This is a genomic window from Streptomyces cavernicola (assembly GCF_029968035.1).
Classification (GTDB): Bacteria; Actinomycetota; Actinomycetes; order Streptomycetales; family Streptomycetaceae; genus Streptomyces; species Streptomyces cavernicola.
The window spans coordinates 191,269-211,211 of record NZ_JASCIQ010000008.1; the positions used below are offsets into that span (position 1 = coordinate 191,269).

The following is a 19,943-nucleotide window of genomic DNA, read 5'->3' on the forward strand; positions in this document are numbered from 1 at the left end:
GCGTCCGTACCTGCGTTCCCCGCCGCGTTCACACCGCCACCGGGGCCTTGATCGCCGGGTGGTGCCGGTAGTCGCGCACCGCGACGTCCGCGTAGGCGTAGTCGAAGAGCGAGTCGGCCTTGCGCAGTTCGAGGCGGGGGAACTCGAAGGGGGTGCGGGTGAGCTGCTCGGTGACCTGCTCGACGTGGTTGTCGTAGATGTGGCAGTCGCCGCCGGTCCAGATGAAGTCGCCGGGCTCCAGGCCGGTCTGCTGGGCCACCATGTGCATCAGCAGGGCGTAGCTGGCGATGTTGAACGGGACGCCGAGGAACAGGTCGGCGCTGCGCTGGTACAGCTGGCAGGAGAGCTTGCCGTCGGCGACGTAGAACTGGAAGAACGCGTGGCAGGGGGCGAGCGCCATCCGGTCGAGGTCGGCGACGTTCCACGCGGAGACGATCATGCGACGGGAGTCCGGGTCGCTACGCAGCGTGTCCAGGACCTGGCTGATCTGGTCGATGTGCCGGCCGTCCGGGGCGGGCCAGGAGCGCCACTGCACGCCGTAGACCGGGCCGAGCTCGCCGTCGGCGTCGGCCCACTCGTTCCAGATGCTGACGCCGTTCTCCTGCAGCCAGCCGACGTTGGAGTCGCCGCGCAGGAACCACAACAGCTCGTACACGATCGACTTCAGGTGCACCTTCTTGGTGGTGACCAGCGGGAACCCCTGGGAGAGGTCGTACCGCAGTTGGTGCCCGAAGACGCTTCGGGTACCGGTGCCCGTCCGGTCGGCCTTCGCCGTCCCGGAGGTGAGCACGTGCTTCAACAGGTCTTCGTACTGGGTGTCCGCCACGGGGTGCGAGTCTACCGACCGTGCGGGGCTGTCGGTCCTGGGGGCTCGCGTCCCGGGAGACGCCGAGCGGGCCGTCGTGGCTCACCACCGCGTCGTCTCCGCCGTTGATCACCGCCGGCGGTTCACCGGCCGCGCCCAGCACCTCGTACGTCGCGGGTCGCGTACGCGCGCCCCCGCCCCCGCGGGGCCCCTCACCGCGCCGCGCCCAGCTCCACCCGCACCACCGGCAGAAGCACGTCCGAGGGGCGCTCCGTCGGCAGGGTCACCCTCAACTCCCCGCTGGGGTCGGGCAGTTCGAGGTCGGCGATGGCCAGCCGTTCCTCCCAGGGGAGCTCGCCCACGCCGACCAGGTCGACGGAGCGGACGCGTCGGGTCGGCACGTCGCGTACGCCGATGGGCTCCTCCGGCCAGGCGAGGAGGTACAGGTACAGCGTCTCCGACCCGTCGTCGTGGCGGCGGCGCGTGGTGGGGCCGTAGAACATGCCGGGGGCGAGGCCGGGGCGGACGCCCACGGCGGCTTCGCGGTGGTCGGCCATCCACCCGGCGATGGCGGCGAGCCGTTCGCGCTGCTCGGCGGGCAGGGTGCCGTCGCCGGTGGGGCTGACGTTGAGGAGCAGGTTGCCGCCCTTGGAGACGGTCTCGGCGAGGGTGTGCAGGATCTCGCGGGCCGACTTGTAGTCGCCGTCCTGCGGCACGTGGCCCCAGGAGGTGTTCATGGTGAGGCAGGCCTCCCAGGGGCCGTCCGGCGGTGCGGCGGGGATGTACTGCTCGGGGGTCGCGTAGTCGCCGTGGCCGAGGAGGCGGTCGTTGACGACGCAGTCGGGGGCGAGGGTACGGATCAGTTCGCGGAGCTCGCCGGTGCGCCACTCGTCGGCGGTGCGCTCCCACTCGCCGTCGAACCAGAGCACGTCCAACGGGCCGTACCAGGTGAGGAGTTCGGTGAGTTGGCGGCGCAGGTAGTCGCGGTAGCGGTCGGCCTGTGCGGGGGTCCAGGGCCAGGTCTTGTCGGGTTGCAGATAGGGGTGGCGGGCGTCGGTGAAGGCCGGGTAGTCGGGGTGGTTCCAGTCGCTGAGCGAGTAGTAGAGGCCGACGCGCAGGCCCTCGGCGCGCATCGCCGTGACGTACTCGCCGACGATGTCGCGCTTACCGCGGCTGTGGGCGACGGAGCGGTCGGACGTCTCGGTCGGCCACATCGCGTACCCGTTGTGGTGGCGGGAGGTGAGGACGGCGTAGGTGGCGCCCGACTCCCGTGCGGTGCGGGCGAGTTCGCGGGCGTCGAAGCGGTCCGGGTCGAAGGTGCGTTCCGTGCTGCGGTACCGGTCGATGCTGGTGCTGGTGGTGTGGCGCAGGTTGGCGGCGCCGCCGACCATCGGCCAGGACACTTCGAGGCCCTGCGCGCTGGCGTGGTCCCAGTGCACGAACAGGCCGAGTCCGGCGCTGCGGAACCAGGAGTCCTCGGGGAGGCTCACGGTCATCGACTTCCTTCCGGGTTTCCGACCGGTTTTCCGATCACGGTGTGCACGGCGCCGACTCTGCGGCCGCCGCCCTCCACAGGCACGTCTTCGAGCTCGGGCAGCGGCGGCAGGGCCTGGCCGGTCGCGCGCAGGGCGGCGACAGCGACGGCGGTGGTGGCCCGCGGGCTGCCGTCGACGGCCTTGACGGCGACGGTCGTGCCGTCGGCGAGCGCCGCGAGGAACACGCCCTCCGCACCGCCCTTGGCCAGGGAGCCGGAGATCAGCTGTGCGAAGCGGGTGTTGAGGTGGCCGGTGCCGCCGATGTACTCGGGGTGGGCGCGCATCGCCTCGGCCACCGCCCGCTCGGGGCTGCCCGGTGCGGCGGTGGCGAGCGCCGCACCCGCGCGCGCGAGGCCGGACAGGGGCAGGGCGGGGCAGGGCGCGCCGCAGCCGTCGACGACGACGGTGCCGGTCGGGGCGCCGGACAGGCGGGCCAGGGTGTCGTACATGTGCCGCTGCACCGGGTGGTCCGGGTCGGTGTAGGTCGCGGTGTCCAAGCCCTGGTGGACGCAGGCGGCGAGCATCGCGGCGTGCTTGCCCGAGCAGTTCATGACGATCCGCTCCGGGCCCCGTCCCGCGCGTACGAGCGCGTCGCGGGCGTCGGTGTTCTCGGGCAGACCCGGCACGTTGCGGAGGGCGGCGCGGGTGAGTCCGCTGCCGTTGAGGATCGCGTCGACGGCCTCGGTGTGGAAGGGCTCGCCCGTGTGGCTGCCGCAGGCGACGGCGAGGGTGCGGCCGGAGAGGTCCGCCCCGGCGGTCAGTGCGGCGAGCGCCTGGAACGGCTTGAGGCTGGAGCGGGGCAGGATCAGCGCGTCCGGGTCGCCCCAGCTCTCCTTGACGGTCCCGTCGGGTGCGACGACCACGACGTGCCCGAGGTGGCGGCTCTCCACGAAGCCGCCGCGCACCACCCGGGCCAGTTCCACGGGCGGGCGCTCGGTGGTCCCGGCGGTCATGCCGCGCCTCCTTCGATCACGAGCACGGCCGCCGCCGTACTCCTCAACTCCTCGGGCACATCGAACGTCCCGTCCGGTCCGGGCTTCGCCGGGCGTCGTCCGCCGGGGGCCAGCCAGTGCGCCGTACACCCCGCCGCGAGCTCCGCCACGTCGGCGGACGGTACGAGCGCGCCGCGCGCCGGGGCCAGGTCGGCCACGTACAGGTCGCCGTCGCGGGTGGTGTAGCGCACGGGCCGGCCGACCGGGTCGCGGTGCCGCCGCCAGGGCCGACTGCCGTGGATCGCGGACGAGTTGACGGTCAGCCAGTCCCCGAGCTGCCGCAGGCGTTCGACCTGGTCCTCGGGCAAGGAGCCGTCCGCGCGCGGGCCGACGTTGATGAGCAGGTTGCCGTTCTTCGCGACCGTGTCGAGGAGCAGGTGGATCAGCTCCGGGCCGGAGACGAGGTGCCGGTCGTCCTCCGCGGTGTTGTGGCCGAAGGACCGGCCGAGGCCGCGGCAGGCCTCCCACACGCGGTCGGTGGTGCGCTGTTCGCTGACGTACTCGCGGGTGGGGACGCCGAAATAGGGCACGCCCCAGCGGTCGTTGACGAGGCCTTCGGGCACCTGGTCGAGGTAGCGGGCGAACAGGGCGGCGAGGTCCTTGTCGCCGCGGCCCTTGCCGCTGTCGGGCCAGTCGATGTCGTTCCACAGGTAGTCGGGCCGGAAGCGGTCGACGAGTTCGGTGAGCTGGTCGTGCGCGAAGTCGGCGAACTCCCGGTCGTTGCGGCGGAGTTCGAAGAGGTCGGTGAGCGAGCGGATCGGCGGGAAGTCGCCGACGTGCCAGTCGAGGGCGCCCGAGTAGTACAGGCCGAGCCGCAGCCCGTGCCGTCGCGCGGCGCCGCTCAGGTCGGCCAGCAGGTCGCGGCGCGGGCCGCGGCGGGCGGCGGTGAACGGGGTGGTGGCCGAGTCCCAGAGGCAGAAGCCGTCGTGGTGCTTCGCGGTGGGCACGACGTAGCGGGCGCCGCACGCCGCGAACAGCTCCATCCACGCGTCGGGGTCGAACCGCTCGGCGGTCCACCGGTCGGCGAGGTCCTCGTAGGAGGTGCCCAAATCGTAGGTGCGTTCGTGGAAGCGGCGGGTGGGCGAGCCGGGGATGCGCACGGTGTTGGCGTACCACTCGGCGTACGCGTGGTGGGCGAACTCCAGCTCCACGGGGGTGTGTTGGCCCGGCTCGCGGGGTGTGCCCCAGGCCGGCACGGAGTAGACGCCCCAGTGAACGAAGACGCCGAGCTTGGCGTCGGCGTACCAGCGGGGCACGTCCGACTGCGGGTAGACGGGGCTCTGGGCACCGAGGTCGGGTCCGGTGCGCTGGTCGAAGAGCAGCAGGAGAGTCTCCTTCGATACGGCGGCCGATCGCGGCAGGCCGGGGCAGCGGACTGGTCAGCGGCCGGCGAGGCCGGTGGCCGCGATGCCCTTGACGAGGTGCTTCTGCAGGGCGATGAGCAGCAGCAGCGTCGGGACGAGCGAGATCACGGACGCGGCCATCACCAGGTGCCACTGGTTGCTGTTCTGGCCGAAGAACAGGGACAGGCCGAGCGGCACCGTGCCCAGGTCATGGACGTCGTTCACGATGATCAGCGGCCACAGGAAGCTGTTCCAGTACGAGATGAACGTGAAGACGGCGACCACGCCGAGGGCCGGTTTGGCGATGGGCAGCATCACCGAGCGGAAGGTGCGCAGCGGCGAGCAGCCGTCGAGGGTCGCGGCCTCCTGGAGTTCGTACGGGATCTGCCGGAAGAACTGCCGCAGCAGGAACGTGCCGAACGCGGTGAACGCCCACGGGAAGACGAGCGCCTGGTAGCTGTTCACCCAGCCGAACTCCTGCATGAGGATGAACATCGGTACGACCAGGACTTCTTGAGGAACCATCAGGGTTCCCAGGAACAGCAGGAACAGGCTCTCGCGGCCCCGCCAGCGCAGGCGCGCGAAGGCGTACGCGCCGAGCGAGGAGGCGGCGAGCACCACGAGGGTGCCGACGACGGCGACGAGCAGACCGTTGACGACGAAGCGCTGGAACGGCAGGTAGTCGAAGACGTCCGCGAAGTTCTGCCAGCGCACACTGGAGCCCACGAGGGACGGCGGGCTGGCGAAGGTCTCGCCCGCCGGTTTGAGCGCGGTGGCCAGGGCATACAGGACCGGCGTCAGGAACAGGAACGTCACCAGGACGAGCAGCACATGCGACACGACACGGCGCGGCGTCCACCAACTACCCTGCTGTCTGGCTGAGTTGGCCCGCGCAAGGGTCCGGGAGTCAGTGCTCATAGTGCACCCACCGCTTCTGTCCGACGAACTGCACGGCCGTGATCAGCAGGATCACCGCGAAGAGCAGCCAGGCCCCGGCCGCGGCGACGCCCAGGTCACGGGAGATGAAGCCGTTCTCGTACACGTTCTGCACCATCGTCACGGTGGAGTCGCCGGGGCCGCCCTTGGTGAGGATGTACGTCTGCGTGAAGACCTGCATCGACGTGATCATGGTCATGGTGGTGACGAAGAAGACGGCGGGCGACATCAACGGCAGCTGTACGCGCAGGAATTTGACCAGGCCGCGGGCCCCGTCGATCTCCGCGGCCTCCAGGACCGAGGTCGGCAGCGCGTCGATGGCCGCGGAGAACACGATGAGGTTGTAGCCGATGCCCTGCCACACGCTCATCGCGACCACGGCGAACATGGCGGTGTCCGGGTCGGCGAGGAAGTTCGGCGCGTCGACCCCGAACCAGCTGCCGAGGTAGTGGTCGAAGACGCCGTCGGGCTGGTAGAGGAGCTTCCAGATGACGGCGGAGACGACCATCGGCGTGATCGTCGGGATGAAGAAGAGGACCCGGAACACCTGCCGCGCCCGGCAGTTGGCGATCCAGAAGGCGAGGGCGAGCGACAGGACCACGTTCAGCGGCAGGAACAGGGCCGTGAACACGAAGGTGTTGCGGACCGACACCAGGAACGTGGGGTCCTCGGCGAGCAGATGGCGGAAGTTGTCGATCCCGAGGAAGGAGCGCTCCCCGAAGATGGGCCACTCGTGCAGGCTCATCACCACGGCCATGCCCACGGGGAACAGCGTGAACACCGTGAGGCCGATGAGCCCCGGCGACAGGAACCCGTAGGCGTACCAGCGTTCCCGGCCGCGCGGGCCGCGGCCGCCGGTGCGCTGCTTCACCGGCGGCGCGGACTTGGCGGTGCGGTTCGGTTCGGTCAGTTCGCTCACGGCCATGGTCAGCCGGCCGACTTCTGCTGAATGGTCGTCAGGGATTCCTTCGCGCTCTTCGAGCCGGTGTACGCCTCCAACAGGTACTGGCTGAACAGGGTGTTGACCTGGTCCCAGTTCTCCGTCCCGACGAACGGCTCACCGCCGGCGAGCCCGTCCATGACGGCCTTCATGCCGAGCTCGACCGTCTCGGCGCTCTCCGGGTCGCTGCCGTTCTGCTCGGTCAGGAACTTCTCGTACGCGGGCTGCGCGTCGGTGCGGGCCGGGAAGACACGGCCCTGCTCGGCGAGGGACTGCTGCGCCTCGGGGCCGGTGAGGACGGCGAGGGCCTTGGCGGCCTCGTCCTTGTAGGCGCAGGACTTGGACATGCCGAAGCCCGAGTTGGCGACATAGGTCTTGGAGCCGTCCGGGCCCGCGGGGATCGGGGCGACCCCGACCTTGAACTTGGCCTCGCCGATGTGCGAGCCGAGGTTCCAGGTGCCGTCGACGGCCATCGCGGTGTTGCCGTTCACGAACTGCGTCTCGGCCCAGCCGCCGTCGCTCGAACTCGCGGGCACGCTCGCCGACTTGGCCTTGGTGGCGAGGCCCGCGTACCAGTCGTACGCCTCGACCATCCTCGGGTCGTCGAGCTGCGGCTTGCCGTCCTTCGTGACCGGGCGGGCGCCGTTGTAGGTGAGGGCCATGGTCAGCGAGTGCAGGTCGGAGAAGGAGAGGCCGAAGCCCTTCTTGCCTTGCCCGGTCAGGGACTTGGCGGCCTTCTCGAAGTCGGCGACCTTCCAGCCTGCCTTCGGCTCCGGCACCCCGGCCTTCGCGAAGGCGTCCTTGTTGTAGTAGACGACCATCGCGGCCAGGTCCATCGGCAGGGCGTACGTCTTGCCCTCGTACTGCAGGGCCTCCGTCGCCGCCGGTTCGAACCCTTCCGTGCCGGCCTTCTTCACATGTGCGTCCAGGGGCTCCATGAGCTCGGCGAAACCCGGCAGGCGCAGGCTCTGCATGCTCACGAGGCAGGGCTGCTCGCCGCCCGCGGCCTGGGTCTGCAGCTTGGTGAAGTAGTCCTTGAACGGTGCGGTGTTGAGGTCGATCCTGATGTTCGGATGCTTCTTGTGGACGAGCGCCGCCAGCTGCTTGAGCTGCTTCTCCTCATCGGCACCGCTGGCCCACATCTGCCAGGTCAGAGTCACCGAGCCATCGGAGCTCTTGCTGCCTCCAGCACCTTCACCGGAGGAACTTCCACCGCAGCCCGCGAGTGCGACGAGCGCGGCCGCGGTTCCGATGCTGACCCGTTGAGCGGCACGCAAACGCATGCGCTGACCTCCTAGTTCACCACCGTGCGGTGGGCGGGGAAGGATGGGGGGCGGGGCACTTCCGTCCGGGCCGAACCGTTTAATTCGGGCCCGAGTAAACTGGGACGCTAGAACCAGAGAGGTCGGACGTCAAGAGGTCTAGACACCTCGGCTGAACGGGAGTTGACCCGGCCTGCTCACCGGCATCACACCGGCATCACGGAGGCTGAGATGACGCGACGCCCGGCCCACGGGGACCTGATCCGCACGGAGATCCTGGCGCTGCTCGGCTCGGCCGGACCGCTCGGCCGGGCCGAGATCGCGGCCCGCCTCGGGGTGGGCGCGGCGACGGTCACCGAGCACACCCGGCGGCTGATCGGCGCGGGCTTCCTGCGCGAGCTGGCCCCGCACGCCTCGGGCGCCGGACGCCCGCGCGTGCCCCTGGAGTTGGTGTCGGACGCCGCGCATGTGCTCGGCATCCGGGTCGCCGTCGACCACCTGGTGGGGACCGTGGTGCGGCTCGACGGGCGGATCGTGGACGAGTTCCGACTCCCGGAGCGCGTCGCCCAGTCCCCCGTACGCCTCCTCACCAAGGTCGTACGGGCGGAGATCGACGCGCGCCGCGACACCACCCCCGTCCGGGGCGTCGGCGTCGCGGTGCCCGGCATGGCCGATCCGGAGTCCGGGGTCGTGCGCCTCTCCGGAATCATGGACTGGCACGGACTGCCGCTCGGCGCGGAGTTGGCGCGCGCCCTTCCGGTGCCGGTGCTCGTCGACAACGACCTGCGCGCCAGCACGACGGCGGAGCTGCTCTTCGGCATGGGGCGCGAGCACGACGACTTCCTCGTCCTCGGCATCGGGGACGGCCTCGGCATGGGCGTCGTCCTGGAGCGGAGGGTGCAGCGCGGCGCCGACGGCTCGTCCGGCGAGTTCGGGCATTTGCCCGTCGACCCGGAGGGGCCCGACTGCACGTGCGGCAACCGGGGTTGTCTGCAGACCCTGGTCGGCCAGTCGGCGCTGCTCGACCGGGCCCGCCGCGCCGGCGTCCGGCTCGCCCCGGACGCCGGGCCGGCCGCCCTGGTGGCCGCCGCCGAGCGCGGCGAGCCCGCGGTGCTCCGACTCCTCTCCGAGGCAGGGACGCTGCTCGGGCGCTGTGTGGCCGGGGTGGTGAACGTCCTCGCGGTGAAGGCGGTCAAGGTCATCGGCGAAAGCCATGTGCTCTGGCCCTACTTGGGGCCGTCCTTCACCGCGTCGGCGCGCGCCGGGGTGATCGAGCCGCTCAAGGACCTGTCGGTCACCGTCTCCCCCTGGCGCGACACCGAGCACGCCCGCGGCGCGGCCTGCCTGCTCCTCGCACGGAGCGGGGCGATCACGCGGCCGTCGGCACGCTGACTCCCTCGCTCCCGCGCACCGCTGACCGCTCTGTCCCGCCCCACACAACTGAGGCATGAACAGTCGGCCTATCAGCCCCTGTGTCCGCTTCGGACCCGATAGCGCACGCCTTCAGTGAACCTGCACATCGAATGTGCACTGCGGTCACGCTATTCGGTCCCGGTTACCGCGCGAACGTTTCGGGTTACCCCTGGAATTTCTGTGCATGGGCCACATGAAGTGCCTGTCGACGGGGCGATGTCCGATTTGTTGGAGGGAGTCGCTCCGCGCCCCTCATTTCCCCCTGTGAATGTTGTGAAGGAGCTGCTCCCACGTCGTGAAACTGCCTGCACGCAGCGGTGATTGGATGTTGCAACCGTGCCGGAACGTCGGTTCGACGATTGGATGCGTGCGCGGCGCGCGTGCTTTGATCCTGGCTCCCGGCGGAATTCGCAACGCTGGTTCCGCGGGGCTGGAAACACCTTTTGCAACATTGATGAGAAGGGCAGTTCACACCATGAACAACACCCCCCAGGTCGAGACCGCTGAGATCGCCGACGCCGACCTCGACAACATCGCCGCCGGCCTGTCCGCCGCCTCGGTCGGCACCGTCCTGAACACCGTCGACTCGGTCGCCCCGGTGTCCTCCACCGTCGGCACCGTCGTCGGCACCGTCGAGGCCACCACCGGCCTCAACACGGCCCCGCTCCAGGGCCTGGCCACCAGCACCGTCGCTGGTCTCTGAGTCTCGCGCTCATTGAGACACCAGTGATCCGTGGGCCCCGGAACATCCAGTTCCGGGGCCCACGGACGCGACGGGACCGGCCCATGGCACAGTGGCGGCAGCCCCGAACCCCGGCACCGTCACGACCGGTGCCGTCCCGACCGGACCCGCCACCGGCACAGTAAGGAAAGCGTCCCGTGCAGTTCCGCCAACAGGCCCTGTCCAAGCTGCAGTCGCCCGAGGAACTCGACGTACCGGTGCGCTACGCCCGTCCCCAGGGCCTGCTCGTCCTCGCCGTCACCCTCGTCGTGATGGCCGCCGCGAGCGTCTGGGCCGTCACCGGCACGGTCCCCTCCACACTTCGCGCCCCCGGCATCCTCACGCACGGCCAGGGCAGCTACGTCCTGCAGAGCCCCGTCACCGGCCAGGTCACCCGCGTCCTCGCCGAGGAGGGCCAACGCCTCACCGCGGGCGCTCCCGTGCTCAACGTCCGTACGCAGCAAGGCGACAGGGTGGTCCGCGCGATCGCCGCCGGCCGGGTCAACACGCTCGTCGCCCGCATCGGCACCGTCGTCACCACCGGCGCGGACGTCGCGACCCTGGAGCGCGTGGCCGGCGCCGACGACCCGCTCCTCGCCACGCTCTACGTACCCGCCGAGAGCGCGGCCACCGTCCCCGCCGGCGCCTCCGTCGACCTGACCGTCCCGTCCGTGCCCACCGAGGAGTACGGGACGCTGCGCGGCCGCGTCCAGGCCGTCGGACGCTCGGCGCAGAGCCTGCAGAAGATCGCCGGGTTCCTCGGCGACAAGGAGCTCGCCGGGCAGTTCACCAAGGGCGGGCCGCCCGTGGCCGTCCTCGTCCGCCTCGACAAGTCGCCCCGGTCCAAGTCCGGTTACGCCTGGTCAAAGGCCGACGGGCCACCGTTCGCGCTCGACTCCATGACCCCGGCCACCGGCGCCCTGCACCTCGCCGAGCAGCGCCCGATCGATTGGCTGCTTCCGTGACCGCACCGCACCCCTCCCCGGAGCATCAGCAGCAACTGCCGCCCCCCGGCGGCCGGCGCAGGCACCGCCCCGAACCGCCCAAGGGCGGCCGCCGCCGCGCGGCCCCGCCCCCGCCGAAGGGCAAGCGGCAGAAGACGGTCCGCACCCCCACCATCCTGCAGATGGAGGCGGTGGAGTGCGGGGCCGCCGCCCTCGCGATGGTCCTCGCCCACCACGGGCGGCACGTCCCGCTCGAAGAGCTCCGCATCGCCTGCGGCGTCTCCCGCGACGGCTCGCGCGCCAGCAACGTCCTGAAGGCGGCCCGCAGTTACGGCCTGACCGCCAAGGGCATGCAGATGGAGCCGGCCGCGCTCGCCGAGGTCGAGGCGCCCGCGATCCTCTTCTGGGAGTTCAACCACTACGTCGTGTACGACGGCACGGGCCGCCGCCTCGGCCGCCGCGGCGTCTACATCAACGACCCGGATAAGGGCCGCCGCTTCGTGCCCGCGGAGGACTTCGACACCAGCTTCACCGGCGTCGCCCTGGTCCTCTCCCCCGGCCCGGACTTCCGGCCCGGCGGCCGCAGGCCCGGCGTCATGAAGGCGCTGCCCGCACGCCTGCGCGGCACCACCGGCACGATGCTCGCCGCGCTCCTCGCCAGCCTGCTGCTCGTCGCGGTCGGCGCGGCCCTGCCCGCGCTCAGCCGCACGTACATCGACCTGTTCCTGATCGAGCATCAAACCTCCTTGCTGGGCGCGCTGTTCGCGTCGATGGGCGCGATGGTGGCGCTCACCGTGGTCCTCACCTGGCTGCAACAGGCCAACCTGCTGCGCGGCCGCATCATCTCCTCCACCCTCGGCAGCGCCCGCTTCCTGCGCCATCTGCTACGGCTGCCCGTCACGTTCTACGCCCAGCGCAGCCCCGCCGACCTGGTGCAGCGCCTGGCCTCCAACGACGCGGTCGCCGAGACCCTGGCCCGCGACCTCACGGCCACCGCGGTCGACGGCATCGTGGTCCTCCTCTACGCGGCCCTGCTGTGGACGTACGACCCGCAGCTCACCCTCGTCGGCGTCGGCATCGCGCTGCTCAACATCGTGGCGATGCGCATCGTCATCCGGATGCGGGCCACGGGCACCCAGAAGCTCCGCGCCGACTCCGCGAAGCTCACCAACACCTCGTACACCGGCCTGCAGTTGATCGAGACGATGAAGGCCACCGGCGGCGAGAACGGCTACTTCCGGCGGTGGGCCGGGCAGCACGCCACCACCCTGGAGGAGCAGCAGCGGCTCGGGGTGCCGAGCGCGTGGCTCGGGGTCGTCGCGCCGACGCTCGCGGCCCTCAACAGCGCGCTGATCCTGTGGATCGGCGGTCTGCGCGCGGTCGAGGGGCATCTGTCGATCGGTCTGCTCGTCGCGTTCCAGGCGCTCGTGACCCGCTTCACCGCGCCGATCACCCGGCTCAACGGCGTCGCGGGCCGCATCCAGGACTTCGCCGCGGACGTGGCCCGCCTAAAGGACGTCGAGAACTTCCCCGTGGACGCGGTCTACTCGCGCCCCGAACCGGCCGCCAGCACGCGCCGCCTCAAGGGCCATGTCGCGCTCGAGGACATCACCTTCGGCTACTCCCCGCTCGACAAGCCGCTGTTGACCGGCTTCTCGCTCACGGTCGGACCCGGCCAGCAGGTGGCGCTCGTCGGCGGCTCGGGCAGCGGCAAGTCGACGGTCTCCCGGCTGATATCGGGCCTGTACGCCCCGTGGGAGGGCACGATCCGCATCGACGGGCAGCGCCTGGAGGACATCCCGCGCGGCGCGCTCTCGGCCTCCGTCTCCTTCGTCGACCAGGACGTGTTCCTCTTCGAGGGCACGGTCCGCGACAACGTGGCCCTGTGGGACCCGTCCATCCCCGACGACGCCGTGGTCGCCGCCCTCAAGGACGCCTGCCTGTACGAGATCGTGGCGCGCAGGCCTGGCGGCATCCACGGCCGGGTCGAGCAGGACGGCCGGAACTTCTCCGGCGGGCAGCGGCAGCGCCTGGAGATCGCGCGGGCCCTGGTGCGCCGCCCGAGCATCCTCGTACTCGACGAGGTGACCAGCGCCCTGGACGCCGAGACCGAGCAGACCGTCATCGACAATCTCCGCCGCCGCGGCTGCGCCTGCGTCGTCATCGCCCACCGGCTGAGCACGGTCCGCGACAGCGACGAGATCGTGGTGCTCGACCACGGGCAGATCGTGGAGCGCGGCCGGCACGAGCAGCTGGTCGCCGCGGGCGGCGCCTACGCCGACCTGGTCAAGGAGCACTGAGGTGACGACTCCGGCGGAACAGCACGCGTACTCCAACGGCGCGGACGGCACGGCCGACCCGGTGGCCGCCGCCTTCGGCGCGCTCGGCACCCACGTCGACTGCACGGGCCTGCGCAGCGTGCACCTGGAAGGCCCGCAGGTGCTGTGGCTCGTGGAGTCCGGGGCGCTCGACCTGTTCGCCGTCGACGCGGTGCAGCAGGGCCACTGGCACTACCTCGGCCGCCTCGAACCGGGCACGCTGCTGCTCGGCCCGGTCGAGGGCCCGCAGCACACCCTGGTCGGCCGCCCCCTCGCCGGGTGCGCGCTGCGCCGCATCCCGCTGCGCGAGCTGTACCGCGCGGACCACGGCGAGGCCTGGGCGTACGAGCAGCAGTACGCCGCCCAGTACGCCAGTCAGTACGACACCCAGGACCAGGCCCTCAGCCTCCTGGAGCACGCCTTCGCGCTGGGCATCGGGCGCGGCCACCGGGTGCTCTTCGAGGCGCCGCTCAACAGCCGCACCATGGGCGACGAGGTGGTGGCCGACGACGAGATCGTGTGGATGCCGGTCCTGCCGGGCAGCGTCCAGTACGGCTCCGCCTACCACGCGGACGCCGCGGGCGACCTCCTGGTCGACCCGGACATGTGGCAGCGGATGGTCAACCAGCAGTGGCGGCTGCTCTCCGCCCTGGACCGCTGGATCGAACTCCTGGAGCGGGCCCACGAGGACCGTGCGGCCGCCGGCATCAAGGCCGGCGAGAACGTCCGCGAGCAGGCCGACCGCACCCTGATCGCCTCCATCGGCCGCTCGGGCAGGCGCAGTTCACGCCGTACGGAGTCCGGCGCCGGGCACGACGCCACGTACGCCGCGTGCCGCCTCGTCGCCGAGGCCTCGGGCATCGAGCTGGCCGACGCGCTTGAGGGCGCGGTCAGCGAGCGGATCGACCCCGTCGAGCAGATCGCCGTGTCCTCGCAGATCCGCACCCGCGCGGTGCGGCTCGACGGCCGGTGGTGGCGCGAGAACGCGGGCCCCCTGGTGGGACACAAGGCCGCCAGCGGCACACCCGTCGCGCTGCTGTGGCGGCGCGGCGGCTACGAGTCCGTGCACCCCACGTCCGGGCGGCGCACCCGCGTCGACAAGTCCAACGCCGACGAGTTCGAGCCGCGCGGCGTGATGTTCTACCGGCCGCTGCCGGACCGGGCGTTGAGCCCCTGGCAGCTCGCCCGGTTCGCACTCCGCGGCAGCGGCGACGACCTGCGCAACCTCGGGCTCGCCTCCCTCGTGACCGTGCTCATCGGGGCGCTCGTGCCGATCGCGACCGGGCAGGTGCTCGGTGTGTTCGTGCCGAACGGCGAGAAGAGCCTGATCGTCCAGGTGTCCCTGGCCGTCATGATCAGCAGCATCGTCGCGGCGGCGTTCATGCTGCTGCAGAACCTCACCGTCCTGCGGATGGAGGGCCGGATGGAGAGCGCGCTCCAACCCGCCGTCTGGGACCGCCTGTTGAGGCTGCCCACGCGCTTCTTCGCCGCCCGCTCCACGGGCGAGCTGGCCAGCGCCGCGATGGGCGTCAGCGCGATCCGCCGGGTCCTTTCGGGCATCGGCCCGGTCGCGCTGCAGTCCACGACGATCGGCGCGATGAACGTCGTACTGCTCCTGCTCTTCAGCGTTCCGCTCGCCCTGGCCGCGATGGGGATGCTGGTGGTCATCGCGGCCGTGTTCCTCGCGCTCGGCCTGTGGGAACTGCGCTGGCAGCGACGCCTGGTGGAGCTCGCCAACAAGCTGAACAACCAGGCCTTCCAGACCCTGCGCGGACTGCCCAAGCTGCGCGTCGCCGGGGCGGAGAGCTTCGCGTACGCGGCGTGGGCGGGCGAGTTCGCCCGCAGCCGGGAGCTGCAGCAGAAGGCCGGCCGCATCAAGAACGTCACGACGGTCCTGAACTCGGTCTATCTCCCGCTCTGCACGCTCATCATGTTCATGCTGCTCGCGGGCCCGGCCAGCGGCACCCTCACCGCGGGCGAGTTCCTTACCTTCAGCACCTCGGTGACGATGCTCCTGACCTCCGTCACCCAGCTCACCGGCGCGCTCATCTCGGCTGCGGCCGTCCTGCCGATGTTCGAGCAGATCAAGCCCGTACTCGACGAGACACCCGAGGTGCGCACCGGCTCCACCCAACCCGGCGAGCTGCAGGGCGAGATCGAGGCGCGCGGCCTGTCCTTCCGCTACACCGACGACGGCCCGCTGGTCCTCGACGAGGTGTCCCTCTCCATCCGCCCCGGCGAGTTCGTGGCCGTCGTCGGCCCCAGCGGCTGCGGCAAGTCGACGCTCCTCCGCCTCCTCATCGGCTTCGACCAACCGGTCTCGGGCAGCGTCCTGTACGACGGCCAGGACCTCGCGGCCCTGGACCAGGCCGCGGTGCGCCGACAGTGCGGTGTGGTGCTGCAGAACGCGCAGCCGCTCACCGGCTCGATCCTCGACTGCATCTGCGGCGCCGAGTCGTTCACGCAGGAGGAGGCGTGGGAGGCGGCGGCGATGGCGGGGCTCGCGGAGGACATCAAGCGCATGCCGATGGGGCTGCACACGATGATCTCCGGCGGCGGGGCGATCTCCGGCGGCCAGCGGCAGCGTTTGATGATCGCCCAGGCGCTGATCCGCCGGCCTCGCGTCCTCTTCTTCGACGAGGCGACGAGCGCCCTGGACAACGAGACGCAGCGCACGGTCATGGACAGCACACGCACCCTGAACGCGACACGAGTCGTGATCGCGCACCGGCTGTCCACGGTGCTGGGCGCGGACCGGGTCATCGTCATGTCCGAGGGCCGGGTCGTCCAACAGGGGGCGCCTGCGGAGTTGTTGGCGGATACGGGTGGGCGGTTGCATGAGTTGGTGCGGCGCCAGATGCAGTAGCCCTGACCGGGGCTGTTCCCCCCCACCTGGCCCTTTCCTGAGCACCGGGATCGCCTCCGGGGCCCCGCCCCGTCCCCCGGTTCGGAGCTGCCGCCCCTGGGACCTCGCGCCTCCGGGGCTCCACCCCGTCCCCGGCGCGGGGCTGCCACCCCTGGAACCTCGCTTCGGCGCTTCGCCGCGTCCCCCGGTTCGGAGCTGCCACCTCGCCCACCGCCCGGGGCTGCCACCCCTGCAACCTCGCTTCGGCGCTCCGCCCCGCCCCGGTTCGGAGCTGCTGCCCCTGGGTTCTTTTCCCCACCCCGCCCCTTCCCGAAAGACCTGCGGTCAGCTCCGAGGCTCCGCCTCCCCGGCCACCGCTTCGGGGGTGCCACCCCGTTCCCTGCCCAGGGCTCCCACCCCTGGGACCTCACTTCGGCGCTCCGCCCAGCCCCCTCATGCCGTAACCCCCGACGGCGCACCTCCTCACCGGCCCTCGGTTCGGGACTGCCACCTCGCTCACTGCCCGGGGGCCCGGTCGCCTCCGGGCTCCGCCCCGGCTCCGTTCCTCCTCGGCCGCTGGAGGGGCCTTCCTTTTCCCCACCCCGCCCCTTCCCGAAAGACCTGCGGTCAGCTCCGAGGCTTTGCCTCCCCGGCCACCGCTTCGGAGGTGCCACCCCGCCCCTTCCGGCCCGCGGGCTTCGCCTCGGATCCCCGGTTGTTGTGCGGCTGCCGCGCCGTCGTGGCTGGTCGCGCAGTTCCCCGCGCCCCTGTAGGGCGCCGCCCACATTCAGCCCCTCCGGCGATTGAGGAGCGGGGGTCCGGGGGCTGGCCCCCGAAGCCGCTGCAAGCTTTCGGGAAGGGGCGGGTAGGGGATCCGGAACGGGGTCCGGGGCGGAGCCCCGTGGTCGGGTCCGGGACGGCAGCCGGGGGGCGGGTCCGGGGCGGAGCCCGGGGGGCGGGTCCGGGGCGGAGCCCCGTGGTCGGGTCCGGGACGGCAGCCGGGGGGCGGGTCCGGGGCGGAGCCCGGGGGGCGGGCCGGGGCGGGAGCCCGGGGGGCGGGTCCGGGGCGGAGCCCGGGGGGCGGGCCGGGGCGGGAGCCCCGTGGTGGGGTTCGAGGCGGGAGCCGTGGCGGGGATGACGGGCGCAGCTCGGGTGGGGGCCTGGGGCTGCGCCCCAGGGGGTCCCGGGGGTGCTGGGGCTACTGCCTTGTGAACGTGCCCAGTTTGTTGTGGTCGAGGCTTTCCACGCGGACCTTGTCCGCACGGCCCGAGGAGTCGACCGTGAACGTCACTCCGGACAGGCCGACCGCGTTCTCGCCCACCGTGCGGTAACTGAACGTGTCCCCGTCATAGTGCCGCAGCCTGAACTTCAGCTTCTTCGGCCCGAGTTGCATGACCAGCCCCTCCCCCTCCGCGCTCACCGTCATCGGCCCGTAGAAGTCGTTGGCGTACGTGCCGGTGTACGTGTCATCGGCCTTGGCGGGCGCCGCGTCCGCCGGGGGCTTCGCGTAGTTCGTCTCGGAGCGGTCGCCCGCCGCGGCCTGCTCCAGGAGCGGGCCGATGAACTTCAGCCAGTCGACGGTGGGCCCACCGGTCTGCACCGTGTCGAGGAACGTGCTGGCGATCGCCTCGGGCACGCCGACGGGCATGCCGTTGGTGAGGATCACGATGCCGAGGTTCTCCGAGGGCAGCATCGTGACGTTGGTGGCCGCGCCGAGCGCGAACGCCCCGGAGTGGCTGAGCTTGAGCCGCCCCTGGTCGTCGTAGCCGACGTTCCAGCCGAGCCCGTAGAACCCCGTCCTGCCCGCCGGGGCGTGCGGCGGTTCGGAGACGATGTGCGGCAGGTGCGTCTCGTCGAGCGCCTCCGCCTCGACGACCTGCTTGCCGTCGAACTTGCCGTTGCCGAGCTGGAGTCGGAGGAACTTCGTCATGTCCCGGACGGTGGAGCTGGCCCCGCCCGCCGGGCTCTGCGCCTCCGCGTCCCGCACGAACTCGGCCTTCCAGGCGTCGCCTTCCCGCACATGCCCGACGGCCTTGTTCTCGGCCTTCTCGTAGTCGCCGAACGAGGAGCTGGTGGAGTCCATGCCGAGCGGACCGTACAGCTTGTCGGCGGACAGCTTCTCCCAGCTGGTGTCGGAGGCCTGCGCGACGGCCTCGGCGGCGGCCGTGAGCCCGAAGTTGGTGTACGCGTAGCTGGCGCGGAACGGGGCCAGCGGCTCGTACCGCAGATGCTCCAGGATGTACGTGCGGTCGAAGCCGAGGTCCTCCAGGAGGTCGCCCGCGTGGTCGGGCAGGCCGCTGCGGTGCGAGAACAGGTCGGCGAGCGTGACGTGGTCGGTGACCCAGGGGTCCTTGAGGGCGAAGCGGGGGGTGTACTTGACGACCGGGTCGTCCCAGCCGACGGTCTCGTCCCCGACGGCCGCGGCGACCACCGTCGAGGCGACCGGCTTGGAGACGGAGGCGAGCTGGAAGACGGTGTCCGGGCTGATCTTGCTCTTCGTGCCCGCCTTCCGGGTGCCGAAGCCCTCCATGTACAGCACCTCGTCGTCGTGGACCACGCCGACGGCGACGCCCGGCACCCCGGTTCTGCGCATGGCGTCCTGGACGATCCCGTCGAGCTTGTCCACCGCCGTGTCGATCTTCTCGCGGGAGAGCTGCTGCGGCGGCTGGGCCGGCGGGACGGTCGGCAGCGGCGACGTCGGGGCGGCCGCCTTGGGGAGGACGGCGGCGGTGTCGGGGCCCGCGCAGCCGGCGCCGGCCAGCGCGACCGCGAGCCCCAGGGCCGCAGCGGAGCGAAGGCGCCGGGCCCGCCGGGCGGGCGCCTGGTCGAGGCGAGACATGCTTTCAGTGAAGGGGCTGGCTCCGGGGCCCGCCCCGCCCGGCGGGCCATTCGGGGGACACGCCCGGTGAGTCTCCTTGCGTCCGTACGCTTCCGTACGCTGAGGGCTCGTCGTAGAAGTTCGGAGCTCGTAGTTCATAGCTCGGAGTTCGTAGTTCGGGGGAAGCTCATGCCGCACAAAGTCCCGTGGGGAGTCGCCGGGGCGCTCCTGGCCGTAATCGGCGTCAGCGGGTGTGACAGCGAGGAGAAGGCCTCCCGCATCGTGAAGGACACCGACGACGAGGCGGTGGTCGAGCTGGGCGACGGACGCCAGGTCTCCCTGCGGTACCGGCAGGGCACGGGCCTGGTCGAGCGGCACCGGAGCACGGCCGACGCGCCCTGGTCCGAGCCGAGGACGCTGTACGCGACGAGGACCGAGCCCTGCACGGGCATCGACCTGAACGCACGCCACGGCACGGTCGCCGTGCGCGCCGACTTCGCGGCGTACTGCCGGGACGGCGAACCGCCCGCGGAGACCGTGGCGGCCGTCGGCGCCGGGGAGTTCGAGAAGTGGGACACCCACGTCTCCGAGGACTGGGACGGCTGGGACCGGGTCCGGATCGCGGGCGACGGGCGCTCCGCGACGTTCGCGACGAAGACGTGGAGCAGCGGCACAACGGTGAAGTGGCGCGCAGGCCGGGGCTTCGGCGCCGAGCACACCGCGTACAAGCGGCTCGGCGAGCGCTTCCTCGGGACCTGGCGGGCCACGGACGGCAGCCATCGGCTCACGTTCCGGCAGGCCGGGCCCGACCGTCCCGCCGGCCTGACGGTCGAGACGCTGAAGGGCACGGCCTGCACGGTCCGCATGGACGTGCAGAACATCTGGAAGGACACGGTCGAGCCCGACGAGGCCGAGCTCGTGCGCGGCCGGAAGACCGTCAACTGCCCGGCCCCCGAGTTCGATTCCAAGTACGTCCTGAAGGCGCCGGACGGGGAGATGCGGCTCCAGGAGCTGGTCGAGCCGCCGAAGACCCTCGCGACGTACCGGAAGGAGTGACCTCAGCCCACCGGG

At 71.6% G+C, this 19,943-nt stretch carries 14 protein-coding genes; 6 read left to right on the forward strand and 8 right to left on the reverse strand.

Features of this window, described 5'->3' with window-relative positions; genetic code table 11:
• Window positions 1-28: 28 nt before the first annotated feature.
• From QIS96_RS10270 to QIS96_RS10300, 7 genes are all read right to left on the reverse strand, one after another.
• Window positions 29-826: a thymidylate synthase gene (locus tag QIS96_RS10270; RefSeq protein ID WP_282542155.1), complete on the reverse strand. Its 798-nt coding sequence runs from the start codon at window positions 824-826 to the stop codon at window positions 29-31.
• A 191-nt stretch (window positions 827-1,017) separates the two neighbouring features.
• Window positions 1,018-2,301, reverse strand: a complete 1,284-nt coding sequence (locus QIS96_RS10275; protein ID WP_282542156.1) for an alpha-L-fucosidase — start codon at window positions 2,299-2,301, stop codon at window positions 1,018-1,020.
• The gene (locus tag QIS96_RS10280) at window positions 2,298-3,293 is read right to left on the reverse strand and encodes an asparaginase (protein WP_282542157.1); all 996 of its coding nucleotides are present in this window, start codon (window positions 3,291-3,293) and stop codon (window positions 2,298-2,300) included. The genes QIS96_RS10275 and QIS96_RS10280 overlap by 4 nt, the downstream gene beginning before the upstream one ends.
• Window positions 3,290-4,588, reverse strand: a complete 1,299-nt coding sequence (locus QIS96_RS10285; RefSeq protein ID WP_282542158.1) for an alpha-L-fucosidase — start codon at window positions 4,586-4,588, stop codon at window positions 3,290-3,292. Before QIS96_RS10285 ends, QIS96_RS10280 begins: the two co-directional genes overlap by 4 nt.
• Before the next feature lie 123 nt (window positions 4,589-4,711).
• Complete coding sequence (locus QIS96_RS10290; RefSeq protein WP_282542159.1) at window positions 4,712-5,593, reverse strand: carbohydrate ABC transporter permease; 882 nt, start codon at window positions 5,591-5,593, stop codon at window positions 4,712-4,714.
• Window positions 5,583-6,530: a carbohydrate ABC transporter permease gene (locus QIS96_RS10295; protein WP_282542160.1), complete on the reverse strand. Its 948-nt coding sequence runs from the start codon at window positions 6,528-6,530 to the stop codon at window positions 5,583-5,585. Before QIS96_RS10295 ends, QIS96_RS10290 begins: the two co-directional genes overlap by 11 nt.
• Window positions 6,531-6,538: 8 nt before the next feature.
• Window positions 6,539-7,711, reverse strand: coding sequence for an ABC transporter substrate-binding protein (locus QIS96_RS10300; RefSeq protein WP_282542161.1), 1,173 nt, complete (start codon window positions 7,709-7,711; stop codon window positions 6,539-6,541).
• 333 nt (window positions 7,712-8,044) lie between these two features.
• On the opposite strand from QIS96_RS10300, the gene QIS96_RS10305 reads away from it, so the two are divergent.
• The 5 genes from QIS96_RS10305 to QIS96_RS10325 all read left to right on the forward strand — a co-directional run bounded on the left by QIS96_RS10305 (window position 8,045) and on the right by QIS96_RS10325 (window position 16,075).
• Window positions 8,045-9,205, forward strand: a complete 1,161-nt coding sequence (locus tag QIS96_RS10305; protein ID WP_282542162.1) for an ROK family transcriptional regulator — start codon at window positions 8,045-8,047, stop codon at window positions 9,203-9,205.
• 496 nt (window positions 9,206-9,701) lie between these two features.
• Window positions 9,702-9,929 carry a type A2 lantipeptide gene (locus QIS96_RS10310; protein ID WP_282542163.1) on the forward strand — a complete coding sequence of 76 codons (228 nt, stop codon included), beginning with the start codon at window positions 9,702-9,704 and terminating at the stop codon, window positions 9,927-9,929.
• A gap of 176 nt (window positions 9,930-10,105) precedes the next feature.
• On the forward strand, window positions 10,106-10,912 hold the full coding sequence (locus QIS96_RS10315; protein ID WP_282542164.1) for an HlyD family efflux transporter periplasmic adaptor subunit: 807 nt from the start codon (window positions 10,106-10,108) through the stop codon (window positions 10,910-10,912).
• Window positions 10,909-13,191: an NHLP family bacteriocin export ABC transporter peptidase/permease/ATPase subunit gene (locus tag QIS96_RS10320; protein ID WP_408907153.1), complete on the forward strand. Its 2,283-nt coding sequence runs from the start codon at window positions 10,909-10,911 to the stop codon at window positions 13,189-13,191. The genes QIS96_RS10315 and QIS96_RS10320 overlap by 4 nt, the downstream gene beginning before the upstream one ends.
• A gap of 1 nt (window position 13,192) precedes the next feature.
• Window positions 13,193-16,075, forward strand: coding sequence for an NHLP bacteriocin export ABC transporter permease/ATPase subunit (locus QIS96_RS10325; RefSeq protein ID WP_408907154.1), 2,883 nt, complete (start codon window positions 13,193-13,195; stop codon window positions 16,073-16,075).
• 1,177 nt (window positions 16,076-17,252) lie between these two features.
• On the opposite strand, the gene QIS96_RS10330 is transcribed toward QIS96_RS10325, so the two are convergent.
• Window positions 17,253-18,893, reverse strand: coding sequence for a serine hydrolase (locus tag QIS96_RS10330; RefSeq protein ID WP_282542165.1), 1,641 nt, complete (start codon window positions 18,891-18,893; stop codon window positions 17,253-17,255).
• Window positions 18,894-19,061: 168 nt separating this feature from the next.
• Between QIS96_RS10330 and QIS96_RS10335 the strand changes: the two genes are divergently transcribed.
• Window positions 19,062-19,928, forward strand: coding sequence for a hypothetical protein (locus QIS96_RS10335; protein WP_282542166.1), 867 nt, complete (start codon window positions 19,062-19,064; stop codon window positions 19,926-19,928).
• Window positions 19,929-19,943: the final 15 nt, after the last annotated feature.